Source organism: Streptomyces sp. NPDC057623 (assembly GCF_042800355.1).
GTDB lineage: Bacteria > Actinomycetota > Actinomycetes > Streptomycetales > Streptomycetaceae > Streptomyces.
Genome location: NZ_JBHVGZ010000137.1, coordinates 1 through 10,986 on the forward strand (window position 1 = coordinate 1; position 10,986 = coordinate 10,986).

General features: G+C 68.0%; 11 protein-coding genes and 2 pseudogenes. 5 read left to right on the top strand and 8 right to left on the bottom strand.

Going from position 1 to position 10,986, the window contains the following annotated elements:
* Positions 1 to 219 precede the first annotated feature (219 nt).
* The 7 genes and pseudogenes from ACFU95_RS50015 to ACFU95_RS50045 all read right to left on the bottom strand — a co-directional run.
* Positions 220 to 624, bottom strand: a pseudogene (locus tag ACFU95_RS50015) (transposase); the annotation flags it as partial.
* 98 nt (positions 625 to 722) lie between these two features.
* On the bottom strand, positions 723 to 2,156 hold the full coding sequence (locus ACFU95_RS50020; protein ID WP_383844310.1) for an MFS transporter: 1,434 nt from the start codon (positions 2,154 to 2,156) through the stop codon (positions 723 to 725).
* Positions 2,157 to 2,516: 360 nt separating this feature from the next.
* Entirely contained in the window at positions 2,517 to 3,128 is a 612-nt protein-coding gene (locus ACFU95_RS50025) for a TetR/AcrR family transcriptional regulator (protein ID WP_383844313.1), read from the bottom strand.
* Between the two features lie 997 nt (positions 3,129 to 4,125).
* Positions 4,126 to 4,509: a TetR-like C-terminal domain-containing protein gene (locus ACFU95_RS50030; RefSeq protein WP_383844316.1), complete on the bottom strand. Its 384-nt coding sequence runs from the start codon at positions 4,507 to 4,509 to the stop codon at positions 4,126 to 4,128.
* Positions 4,510 to 4,515: 6 nt separating this feature from the next.
* Positions 4,516 to 4,674, bottom strand: coding sequence for a TetR family transcriptional regulator (locus ACFU95_RS50035; protein WP_383844319.1), 159 nt, complete (start codon positions 4,672 to 4,674; stop codon positions 4,516 to 4,518).
* A gap of 211 nt (positions 4,675 to 4,885) precedes the next feature.
* Positions 4,886 to 5,488 carry a hypothetical protein gene (locus tag ACFU95_RS50040; RefSeq protein WP_383844322.1) on the bottom strand — a complete coding sequence of 201 codons (603 nt, stop codon included), beginning with the start codon at positions 5,486 to 5,488 and terminating at the stop codon, positions 4,886 to 4,888.
* Positions 5,489 to 5,631: 143 nt separating this feature from the next.
* On the bottom strand, positions 5,632 to 6,162 hold the full coding sequence (locus tag ACFU95_RS50045; RefSeq protein WP_383844325.1) for a helix-turn-helix domain-containing protein: 531 nt from the start codon (positions 6,160 to 6,162) through the stop codon (positions 5,632 to 5,634).
* A 37-nt stretch (positions 6,163 to 6,199) separates the two neighbouring features.
* Between ACFU95_RS50045 and ACFU95_RS50050 the strand changes: the two genes are divergently transcribed.
* From ACFU95_RS50050 to ACFU95_RS50070, 5 genes and pseudogenes are all read left to right on the top strand, one after another.
* Entirely contained in the window at positions 6,200 to 7,009 is an 810-nt protein-coding gene (locus ACFU95_RS50050; protein ID WP_383844328.1) for a nuclear transport factor 2 family protein, read from the top strand.
* An 18-nt stretch (positions 7,010 to 7,027) separates the two neighbouring features.
* Complete coding sequence (locus tag ACFU95_RS50055; RefSeq protein ID WP_383844331.1) at positions 7,028 to 7,351, top strand: hypothetical protein; 324 nt, start codon at positions 7,028 to 7,030, stop codon at positions 7,349 to 7,351.
* 820 nt (positions 7,352 to 8,171) lie between these two features.
* Positions 8,172 to 8,546, top strand: coding sequence for a hypothetical protein (locus ACFU95_RS50060; RefSeq protein ID WP_152171224.1), 375 nt, complete (start codon positions 8,172 to 8,174; stop codon positions 8,544 to 8,546).
* Positions 8,547 to 8,927: 381 nt separating this feature from the next.
* The gene (locus ACFU95_RS50065; RefSeq protein ID WP_383844337.1) at positions 8,928 to 9,059 is read left to right on the top strand and encodes a hypothetical protein; all 132 of its coding nucleotides are present in this window, start codon (positions 8,928 to 8,930) and stop codon (positions 9,057 to 9,059) included.
* A pseudogene (locus tag ACFU95_RS50070) lies at positions 9,020 to 9,289 on the top strand (IS5/IS1182 family transposase); the annotation flags it as partial. The gene ACFU95_RS50065 and the pseudogene ACFU95_RS50070, both read left to right, overlap by 40 nt.
* On the opposite strand, the gene ACFU95_RS50075 reads toward ACFU95_RS50070, so the two are convergent.
* Entirely contained in the window at positions 9,289 to 10,551 is a 1,263-nt protein-coding gene (locus ACFU95_RS50075; RefSeq protein WP_383844334.1) for an IS110 family transposase, read from the bottom strand. The pseudogene ACFU95_RS50070 and the gene ACFU95_RS50075 overlap by 1 nt on opposite strands.
* Between the last annotated feature and the right edge of the window lie 435 nt (positions 10,552 to 10,986).

Here is a 10,986-nt window from a genome sequence, read left to right on the forward strand (position 1 = left end):
TGTCCTTTCGAACCGCGCTCTGGAGAGGGGATAGCACGGGCCGATCGGACAGACGGACAACACAGTGATGGGACCCCTGGTCAGGCTCCTATTAGGTCACGAAAGTCCGGCTGGCCACGCGCATGATCGCCCCGGACCGACGCATCCTCGCCAGGACAACTCAACAGCGTCGGTGGATTTTTGGGTCAGGTCCGAAGCGATCACCCAGCCATCATCACTGTGGATTTTCGATCCCTTTTTGCCGCGGTCGGTCGGATTCGGTCCCGTCAGCTGCCCCCTTTGAGGGCCCGGACGCTGACGGAGTCGATCGCGCAGCGCGACCAGTCCAGCCCGCCGCGGGAGCCGAGTTCGTCCAGGACCAGGCGGTGGAGCTTGGCCCACACCCGGGCCTCGGTCCACTCGGTGAACCGGCGGAAGGCGGTGACGCCGGACAGGCCGAATCCGGGCGGCAGTTGGTTCCAGGTGCAGCCCGAGGTGGCCACGAAGATGATCGCGGCAAGCACCTCGGTCCCCTCGTCGACGGTGCCCTCCGCCCTGCGGGCGTTCCGGTGGCGGCGGGACCACCCGCTGGAACAACTCCCACAGGTCTTCCGGCGCCAACCGTTCGACGAGCGCAGCAGTCATCACCCCAGAGTGCCGCAAGATCACACCAACTGAAATGACGTCAAGAGAGCCCCGAAACCCTTTGAAGACTTCACGAGGTGAAGTCGTTCGGTCTGTGCCTACTGTGCGAGGGCTTCCAGCGGAGTCTGCTTGGTCTCGATGCCCCAGCGGAGATGCACGGCCAGGCCCAGGGCGAGGACCGTGGCGAACACCAGGAACACCACGGTGATTCCGCTGCCGGCGTCGAGCAGGCGCCCGGTGATGACAGGAGCGAGTACGGCCGCGAAGCCGCGCCAGGCGCTGGCGCTGAGCGCACCCCAGGCGCGCATGCGGGTCGGGTACAGTTCGGTGGTGTAGGCGTAGACGAGCGGGTCGATGGCGCTCACGCCCAACAACATCAGTCCGCCGGCGAGCAGGAGCGTCGGCCAACTGGTGAGTCCACCGGTGGCGGCCAGCGTCGCGGCGATCAGCGCGCCGGTGAGGGACATGCCGTACCCGATGCGGAACCACCGTTTCCGGCCCACTCGGTCGACCGTCGTGCCGACCAGGATGATCATGCCGACCGAGGCGAGAGTGACGGTTCCAGACAGCAGACTGGCCACGGCCGGGCTGACTCCGGCGACCTTGACGTAGAGGCTTGGCATCCACGCGGTGCCGCCGAGCAGGGTGAAGAAGACGGTGAACCACAGGGCCCACATCATGAGGGTGCGGCCGCGGTACTGGGGCGAGAACAGCTCCGTGAGCCGGGTGGAGGGAACCGCTTCCCGCTCGGCTGCGGCAGGGGCCTCGTTGGCGTGCTGCGACGTGTCCTCTGCTCCGGGACCGATGCCGGCGCAGGCCTCCATCTGCCGGACGATCTTCTCCGCCTCCTCGGTACGCCCTTGGTGCAGGAGGTGGCGCGGGGACTCGGGCAGGGTCCGCCAGGCGATGAGTGCGATCAGCAGTGGAGCGGCCCCGATGGTGAACAGCAGCCGCCATGCGACCTCTTCCGGGGTGAGAGCGAGCAGCAGCGCCGCGGTCAGTGAGGTGGCGAGATTGCCCAGCGGAGAGGCGAGCTTGTAGAGCACGGTGACCCGGCCGCGCTGCCGGGCGCAGACGAACTCCCCCAACAGGGCTGAGGCGACGGGCACTTCGGCACCCAGGCCGAGCCCCTGGACGAAGCGGATGATGCCGAGGCTCTCGCTGTTCCAGGACGCGACCGAGATCAGCGCGAACACGCCCATGACGACCAGGGCGGCCAGGAACACCTTCCGACGGCCCCAGCGCTCGCTGACCAGGCCGAACCCGAGGGCCCCCAGGGCCTGGCCGAGGAAGCCGGCGCTGACCAGCAGTCCGGCCTGGCTGGAGGTGAGATCGAAGGTGTGGGAGATCGCTGTGAGCACCACGGCGATCGACACGATGTCGAAGGCATCGAAGAAGGTGCCCGCGCCGAGTGTGGCGACGAGCCGGTGGTGGAAGTGGGTGACCGGTACGCGCTCCATGCGCTGGACGAGCCGATCGGCCCTGAGCTCAGAGTGGATGTGATCGACGTTGTGCGCGTCGTCGACGGCCATGGCGACAACTCCTCTTCGAGATGCCTCGCGAGATCGCACCCACGTGGTGCTTTCGCTCTGCGAAATGCGCTTTTGCGCGGCTCAACCTAGGGGCTGGGCGTGAAGAGGGTCAAGGTTTGTGCACGCGTCTCTTGGTCTGCTGAGGCCGGGCGGGTCGAGGCGTCGCGCCGAGTGCCGTGGACCACGGGGCGGCGATGTGATGCGGTCCGTCGACACGGGAACGGCCGTCCCCGTGTCTGTCGCCGCTGCCAAGGGATCGGCCGGTTGGCCGCCGGGTCTCGCGCCCACGGCGGCGTCACGCGACGGCCATCGGTCTCGCTCCGCCGCATGGGCTCGTGCGAAGACCGTCCTGCCCGGTGCTCATGGCTGTCGCGTCGGTTGTCCGGATATCGGTTGTCCGTTTGGTGGTGTGAGGAGTGCTTCGATGGCGGGTTGCAGGCATTCGACGAGGTCGTCGACGCTTGCCTGCTCGACCTCGGCGAACTTCAGGACGTAGCGCGTGACGGCGGTGCCGAGTGTCAGGGCGCCGATGAGTCGGCCGCGCAGTGCCTGCTGTTCGTCGGGTTGTTCGTCCTCCTGGCCGATCCCCGGCAGGAGGTTGAACAGTTTGAGCACCTCTTTGGCGCTCGCGTCGTGGGTGAGCATGGAGCGCAGGGTGGAGGCGATCGCGTCGGGTCGGGCGTCCATGCGCTCGAACACGCCTCGCACCAGCCGCTCGCTGAGCTCGTCCGCCGGGCCCGCGGAGACCTCGGCCACGTCCAGGTTGACCTGTGAGGCGGCCTCGAACAGTTTCTGTTTGTTGCCGAAGTGCTGCATCACCAGCGATGGATCACACCCGGCCCGCTCGGCCACCGTCCGGATCGTGGCCTTCTCGAAACCGCGCTCGGCGAACACCTGCCGAGCTGCCTCCAGGATCGCCGCCCGGGTGCGCGCACTGCGCTCCGCCCGCGTCGAAACCGATGTGTCCGCCATCACGCCACCTCGCCGTCGGTCGCGTGGGCGGGGGAGCCGGGTTCGGTGCTGCGGACAGGGCCCTTGGTGCCGAGTGGGTGAGGGCCTGCGGACATGAACGCCACACGGGCGCCGGTGGTCCGGGCCGCGCGCGTCAAAGTGGCTGTTCGATCGCCTGCTCCGGCGTCGACAGCCGCAGCGGCGTTGCCGCTTGTGGTGCCGTCCTCGTTCCCCGCCTCTGGTGCGAGGGTCCGCTCCGGAGCGGTCGAGGTCGGCCGCAGACTGTCAGTGTGTGCAGGGGGCGGAACGCGGAAGGCCCGTATTCGTGGGGGCGATGACGGCCCCCGGGCCGGACATGGGACCAAGTTCTGCCCTCTCCCTGCGTAATGGTCTTCGTCTTTCCCGAGACGATCGACTTTCTCGCGAGGTGGCCTGCTGCCGGGGAAGCAGCGTGAAGGAATACTGATGGATCCTCACCCTGCTTGCACGGTTGGCGGGTTGGTTGTGCGGCCGAGGGAGATTGGCGGTGCCGGGGCGGCTCTGGCCGGCGAGGCTGCAGCCGTCATCGCTGCCGTTGTCGACCAGACCCTGCGCGCCGTCAACGAGGAGCGTCACCGGCGGATCGACGAGCTTGAGGTGACGTCCGGGCAGCCGTCGGTGGCCGTCGTCGTGCGGGCCTTCGTCGAAGCCGGTCTCGCGTTGTCCGGCGGGCGCGGGCCGGGTGGCGCCGCCGTTGCTCGTTTCACCGGACGCGTGCGCAGTGAGCCGAGCCCCGCAGACCCGGCAGACGGTCGCCAGGGTGCCGACCTCCGTCGCCTCGCCTCCCGGGTCGCTGGGCGCCTGGCTCTTTCGCGCCGCCGGACGGGGATTGACGGCCGCCACAGCCCCGGAAGAGGACCTGCCGTGCTGAGTGCCTGGGTGCCCGTGGAACCTGCCGGTCCGTTCTCCGGCCCGGGGTTGCGGCACAGGATCAGGAGCCGGAGGCGGTGGCCTTCGACCGGGGTGCGGGAGGGGGCCGTCAGGAGTTCGCCACCATGTCCTTGTCCAGGCGCACACCGAGCATGAATCGTTGGAAGAGCAGGGGGCCAACGGCCTGGGCGAGGAGCTCTCTTGCGTGTTCGACGACTTCGGGCCGGAATTCACCGCGCGCGACCGCCGCCGCGAGTGCATCGCCGAAGCGTGCGTCGGCGCGGCCGAACATCTCCTCGCGGAGGCGGCGTACTCCCTCGTCCAGTTCCGTACGTTCGATGACGGTGGTGATCACCGAGGCGGCGACAGGCTGGTTGAACCAGGTGACCTGCTCTTCCAGGTGGGTCACCAGCTGGTCGCGGATCGGGCCGTCGTCGAGGGTGAGCAAAGGGTGCGCGCCGGTGGCCAAGGTGTCGCGGAGCAGAGCCTGCAAGTCGGGTCAGTCCCGGTAGACGGTGGCCCGACCCACGCCCGCGCGTTCGGCGACGGCGGCGTGGGTGACCAGCTCCGGCCCTCCCTCGACAAGGAGTTCGATGGCGGCGGCCAGGGCTGCCTCACGGCTGCGGCGAGCGCGGGGGCCGCCACTGGTCCAGGCCATGAAGCACCTCGTTGTCCTCAATCCAATCAGTGAGACGGATCGACTCGAAACTTCTCTTTCAATACATACTGTCTCACAGGTGGTGGCGGGTGGAGGAGAGGTTGGCGGTGGTCGGGGCGGGCCCAGGGGGGCGGGCCCGCCCCGACCTTGCGGGGCAGGGGGGAGTGGACCGCTGTGCGATCACTGCCCCGCGTCTGTGGGAACTCGCCGATTACGCGGCGATCTTCCGCTTGAGCTGGGCGACGCCTTCCTTGATCTTCTGTCCGGTCTCGGCGCGCTTGCGATCGCGCTTGCTCTGCGATTCCTGCTTGCGGATCTCCTCGGCGGCTTCTTCCATGGCTTTGAGTTCGGTGCGTACGGTGTCGGCCGGGCGGCGTTCGAGGACGGCGTCGTGGTGTGCGGCGAGCAGGTCCAGGGCCTCGGTGTCGGTCTCGCGGACCTCGGCGAGGATGGCTGTGCCGCTCGGTGGGGCATGCGGACTGAAGAGGCTGATGGCTTCCGTCACCTCGGCCACCCGCTTGTAGTCGTAGCCCGAGCCGATAACGGCTCCGATGCCCCAGCCGGTCAGCATGCCGAGCGGTCCACCGAGGATGCCGACCAGCGAGCCGACCAGTCCGCCGACGGCGGTGTTGCGGCCGGCCTTGGTCTTCAGGGCTTCGGGGGTGCGGACCATGCCGTTCTCGAGGCGCTCGATCAGGATGGCGCTGCGGACCTCGGTGGTGGCCGAGTTGAGGTGCTTGAGGTCGCTGAGGGCCTGGTAGGCCGTGGCGCGGTCGGCGAAACGGAGGGCGATGGCGTTCTCGGACGCGGACATGTGGGGCCTCCTCGGCTGGCTGCGGGTGCTGTTGCACCGCATCTGTGAGACAGTATGTATCAAAGATGGTTTGAGAGTCAACCTGTCTCATACATTGCGAGGGGCCTGCAGGTTCTGGGCTGGTAACGGCCCTCCTTCGTGCATCAGCGCCGTGTGTCGCGGAAGACGCCAGGCGTCTGGCCGGTGGCGCGGGTGAAGAACTTGCTGAAGTTGGTGGGTTCGGTGAAGCCGAGTCGGTGGCTGATGGCGGCGATGGGCAGGTCGCTGTGCGCCAGCATGCGTTTGGACTCCAAGGTGACGCGGGCGTCGATGAGCTGTTTGGCGGTGTGACCGGTGGCCTGCTGGCAGGCGTGGTTGAGGGTCTTGAGGGAGTAGCCGAGGCGGGCTGCGTAGTCATGCGCCTGGCGCAGCACGGCGTACGAGCGTTCCAGCTCGTGCTGGAAGAGACGGTATGGCTCTGTCCCCGCGCCGGTGCTGGGAGCGCCGTCGGCTGCGGGGAGGCGGGTGATGCGCAGCAGGAGGGCGGCGAGGAGCAGGCGCAGGAGTTGCCGGTCGGCCTCGGGGTCCCGAGGTGCGGCGTACTCGGCGGAAAGGTCGGCCAACGCGCGTCGGAAGCGGGCGTGGTCGCCAGGGCCGAGCTGTCGGTGGGACGGGCCGGAGGGGAGGTCGGTCACCCGGACGGTCGAAGGGAGCCGGAGCGGGAAGTCGGGGGTGAACAAGGCGATGGTGGCGTCGAGGGGGGCCTTCGAGTGCGGTGGGCAGGCGTTGGACTTGGCCGGGGCGGATGTGAAGCAGCGTTCCGGGCCCGCATGGCAGGTCGGCGAAGTCCACCATGGCGGTGGCCTCGCCGCGGTCCGTCAGCACAGCAGTCTGGCCGCCGACGGACCGGAGGCGCTGCGGCAGCTCGTCGCCGGCCTGCCCGAGGGCTTCCGATACGAGGGCGCCCGGATCATCGCCGACGGAGATCTGGTGGCGTTGCACGGCACGTACCACGGCTTCGACCCGGATCCGCTGGTGGCGTTCGATCTCTTCCGCGTGGATGCGGACGGCAAGCTGGCCGAGCACTGGGACGCCCTGACCCCGGTCGTCGCCGACACCGCCTGCGGCCGTTCCCAGACCGACGGCCAGGCCGCCCCGGGCGACCTGGACAAGACGGAGGCCAACCGCAAGCTGGTCGCGGAGTTCGCGGAGAAGGTGCTGAAGGGGGCGGACTACTCGGTGTTGACCGACTACATCTCCACCGAGACGTACCTGCAGCACAACCCGGAGGCCGCGGACGGTCTGGACGGTTTCGGCGCGGCCGCGGCGAAATGGGGGGAGCAGGGCAAGAACCTGGTCTACAAGACGATCCACAAGGTGGTCGCCGAGGGGGATCTGGTACTGCTGCAGTCCGAGGGCGAGTTCGGGGTACCGGTGGCCTACTGGGATCTGTTCCGCGTGGCGGACGGGAAGATCGTGGAGCACTGGGACGTGATCGCCGAGGTCCCGGACGAACTGCCGCACGCCAACGGCCTGTTCTGAAGTGGTGGGTGAAGAATCATGAGTGACCCGACCTACGCGGGGAAGACCTTCCGCTTCGGCGTCGACAACGGCGTCGTCTTTCACAACACCTACGCCGCCGACGGCACTGGTCTGCGCTACGAGACGGTCGCCGGGCCGACGAAGGGCGCGGTCGAGGACGTGCGTCTGCACGCCGCCGAGGTGAGCGAGGGTGTGTTCATCGTGGGCTGGGTGGAGCAGTCGGGCATGACCGTCACCCATGCGATGAACCTCAACACCAAGACCGTCCATGCGTTCTGGACGTACGAGACCCCGGACGGCCGGGTCGGCGAACTCCACACCGGCACGCTCGAGGAAATCTGAGCAGACAGGTTCCTTTCGCATGCGGCAGCGTCGTCCGGCATGCGAAGGGAACCCGAACCTGAGCATGCCCGCACCGACGGCCTCGCGGACGCGAATGGGGGGCCGATCGGTCGTATCGCCGCCCCGCCGCTGACCGGGGTGTCGGTGCCGGCCCCGCGCATCCGACGCCCGCCTCCGATCCCCGAGGGAAACGCCCTCGGGGAGGCCACGCGGGTCCCCCAGGCTCAGCCCCCGGATTCGCCGCTCCAGGCCGCTGTATTACGTCGAACCCGGGCGTGTGGCCGGTCGAGGTCGTGGGCGGCGGGTTGCGGGCGGCCGAGCGCTCGGAGCGGGTCGTGGTGACCGCCTCGTCAGCGGCTGGTTGCCTGGGCCCGTGACGTCAGGGTCCAGTGCCGAACCGGTCGGCTCGGCCACCGCACGAACGACGTCCTCGCCCCGTTGCCGGCCCCACCGCACGGACCTCACTGTTGTGGGCGGGGTTGGCCTTCCTGTCGAAGGCCGGTTCTGACGGACCCGCCCAAAAATCCCGGCCGGAGGCCCTCCCTGCCCGGCATCGGGCCGTCACCCGCCGGGGCGGTTCTGATGGTGCGTCCTGTTGCCGCCGCGAGCCGCCGATTCGGCCGGTCAACCGTCGAGAGAGGAACTTGACACCTGTCAGGAAAGTCGTCTAGCCTGATGGCGTCAGGACGTTCTGCTGGCGAGATACTTGAAACTTCACTCTCGCGCGGCTCGCGGCGACCCCGAGCGGCGGCCCTCCCAGGCCGCCCTCCGGTCGCCGCAGCCCGCGAAGCGGGCGGAAGTTGACGTGAGAGGTATGGGAATGAAGAAGACGATTCAGGCGATCCAGCGCGGCCGTGCGGGGCGCCTCGTCGCGGCTGCGGTCGTGAGTGGTGCCCTCATCGGCCTGACCGCGGCCACTCCGGCACAGGCGGCCACGAGGCATAATCTGATGATCACGAACGTCCCGTCCGGTACCAATTATGTCAGGGTATGGGTTGGTGCTGAGGTCACACTCCGCTGCCTCCCCGTTCAGGCGGGCAAGGACAAGAACGCCGGTGTCAGCGTGACCTCCGGTAGCTCTGTGTACACCCAGAGCTACAAGGAGTGTGATGGCTTCATGATTTCCGGGTCTGCCCGCAGTAGGACCGTTCCCGACAACCTGACGACCACGAACTACTGGTTCTCGTTGAAGTAGTCGCCTTACCGGGCTCGCTCTCGCCTCCGTGACCGGATCCCCAGGAAGCGGGACGCGGCGCGAAGCCCACCGTGCCTCCGGCGGGCTGATGCGGGCCCAGGCCGGCCGGGCGACCGGACGACGATGCCTGTCCCGCGTTCGACGACGGCCCGGGTCACGCACTCCGTGCGCGGGTCGGCCGTCGTCGCTTCACCGGCCCGGGTCGGACCTCGTCGAGGGGGCGAGGGCCGAAGGCTCGGTAAAGGACGCTCGGTCGCCGTCTCGCCGCCGTAGACGGCGAACACGACGTCCGCGTCGTCGGCACGCATCCGTCCCGCCGACGCCCTTGCCACGAACGACGTCGCCCGCGGCCTTCATCTCACCCGCCGAGACCCTCTGTGCGTGTGCCTGGTGCACGCCCGCCAGGCCGCCACACCGGGCCACGCTCACCGAGGTCTGGTGATGCTCATGTTGCAGACGATCCCGCGCGGGAACAACGACGACGCCTCCGGCGACGGCGGGAACTCCGGCTGAAGGCCGCTCTCCTCGGACGCCCCAGAGAGCGGGAGACCGGCAAGGTTCACCTCGCTGCCGGCCGGAAGTGCCCCCCCCCGCCGGCGTTCGTCCTGACTGCGGGCCAGGCAGCGGACAGCCCGCAGTTCATCCCCGTCCTGAAGAAGGTGCGGGTGCGCGGGCCCGTCGGCCGCCCCCGCACCCGGCCGGACGCGGTCGCCGGGGACAAGACATCCCACGCGGATAGGAGTCAAGCCGTTGAGGCGGAACGATCGTCCGGATGGTTCGGAAATGCCTTGAGCTCGTCGTAGAGCTGGCCGTGCTGGAGGCAGTAGAAGAGTATGCCCATGAAGCGATTGAAGAGATTGCGTTGTGCCGCGACGTGGCGGTCGCCGGCTTCCTTGCGGCGGTCGTAATGGGTCCTAGCACCTGCTGACTTGGTAAGCGATACGAAGGCCCACACGTAGCCGGCGGCCGCCAGCCTCTGATTCTTGATCCTCCGGCTCATGACCGTGCGGCTCTTTCCACTTGCCCGAGTAACTGGGGCACTTCCGGCGTATGCCTTGAGCGAGTCGGCGCTCGCAAATCGGGTCTGGTCATCACCGATCTCCGCCAGGACGCGGGCGCCGGTTAAGGATCCGAGACCTGGAAAGCTGCGGATGACCGGTGCATCAGGGTGTTCTCCGAATGCGGCAGCCGTAGATTCCTCGAGCTGATCCGCATTGAGGCAGGCGGTGTTGAGCTGTCTGAGCAGAGCAGTTGTCTGCTGGCCAAATGCCGCTTCCACCTGCGGAAGCTGGTGGAGATAGTCGCGCTGGAACACTTCATGGAGCCGGTCGGCTTCAGCCTCGATGCCGCGTACTCGGCCGGCCTTCTTGAGCAGAGACTGCAACCGACGCCGCGTGAGCGTTGCGGCGATGGTCGGTGTCGGTGCCGCGGCGAGGATGGTCCGGGCTTCCCGTGCGCACAGGCCGTGCTTGTGTGCGGCGAACGCGTCCAGGATGGCCGGGTAGAACTCGTGCAGCTGGGAGCGGAGCTTGTTGCCGGCCTGACCGCGGTCCCAGACGGCATCCTGTTGTGCTCGGGCAAGCACCGCGATGGCCTGCACGAGCTCGGAGTCCGCAGGCAACGCCCGGTGAGCGGCCATGTCGGTCCGCAGGATGTTCGCCAACACCGCGGCGTCGATGGCATCGGATTTCCTCCGGGCCACGGAATGACGATCCCGGTAGCGGGCAACCGCCAGCGGGTTGATCGCATAAACGGGGCGGCCGGTGGCCCGCAGACACGCGACGAGAAGTCCACGGGACGTCTCGATCGCAACGGGAATCATGGCGTCAGCGCGGTCGCCGTGCTCGCCCAGCAGGGCAATCAACTGAGCAAATCCCTCTGCATCATCGTTGATCCGCTGCTTGGCGAGCTGCTTCCCACCGGCATCGACCAGCGCAATGTCGTGGTGATCTTCTGCCCAATCCACCCCGCAGAACACGGGCGCCGGTAATGCGGTTACCTCCATGTGATCCTCCTCTGCCGGGGCTCCTTGCCGGTTCCGAGCCTGTGCAGGGTGCGCGTGCTCCCTAATGGAAGTGCTCAAGGCACGTCATCCCACCAGCCGTTCGCAACCCCAGCAAGCCGTGTGGCCCGCGGTCTGCTTCAGAGCTGAGACTCAGGCAATGGAGAGAGGTGATCCACGCGGCCGGCTCGGACTGCGAACAGCGAATCGCGTTGCCGATGGACCAGGAGTGCGGTGACGGAACGTGCTTTCAACCGTCACCAGCGATACCGCTCGGGCACGATTGTCGATACTCCTCTGCCTCACCTTGAACGAACGCCGATGGGCGCGGTAGCGGCTTCGTTGTCAACGGCCATTTGTTTGCCCCGGTGGCGGCCAGATGTTCCATGCACTCATGGCCGACTCGGCGTCCCCAGTGGCGGCCAGATATCTCCCCGC

What these genes read in the sequence shown, in the direction of transcription:
- ACFU95_RS50040 (WP_383844322.1), bottom strand. Translation starts at nt 5,488, where the DNA reads ATGTCCGCGTCCGAGAACGCCATCGCCCTCCGTTTCGCCGACCGCGCC.
- ACFU95_RS50035 (WP_383844319.1), bottom strand. Translation starts at nt 4,674, where the DNA reads ATGGCCTGGACCAGTGGCGGCCCCCGCGCTCGCCGCAGCCGTGAGGCA.
- ACFU95_RS50060 (WP_152171224.1), top strand. Translation starts at nt 8,172, where the DNA reads ATGAAGAAGACGATTCAGGCGATCCAGCGCGGCCGTGCGGGGCGCCTC.
- ACFU95_RS50075 (WP_383844334.1), bottom strand. Translation starts at nt 10,551, where the DNA reads ATGGAGGTAACCGCATTACCGGCGCCCGTGTTCTGCGGGGTGGATTGG.
- ACFU95_RS50025 (WP_383844313.1), bottom strand. Translation starts at nt 3,128, where the DNA reads ATGGCGGACACATCGGTTTCGACGCGGGCGGAGCGCAGTGCGCGCACC.
- ACFU95_RS50055 (WP_383844331.1), top strand. Translation starts at nt 7,028, where the DNA reads ATGAGTGACCCGACCTACGCGGGGAAGACCTTCCGCTTCGGCGTCGAC.
- ACFU95_RS50020 (WP_383844310.1), bottom strand. Translation starts at nt 2,156, where the DNA reads ATGGCCGTCGACGACGCGCACAACGTCGATCACATCCACTCTGAGCTC.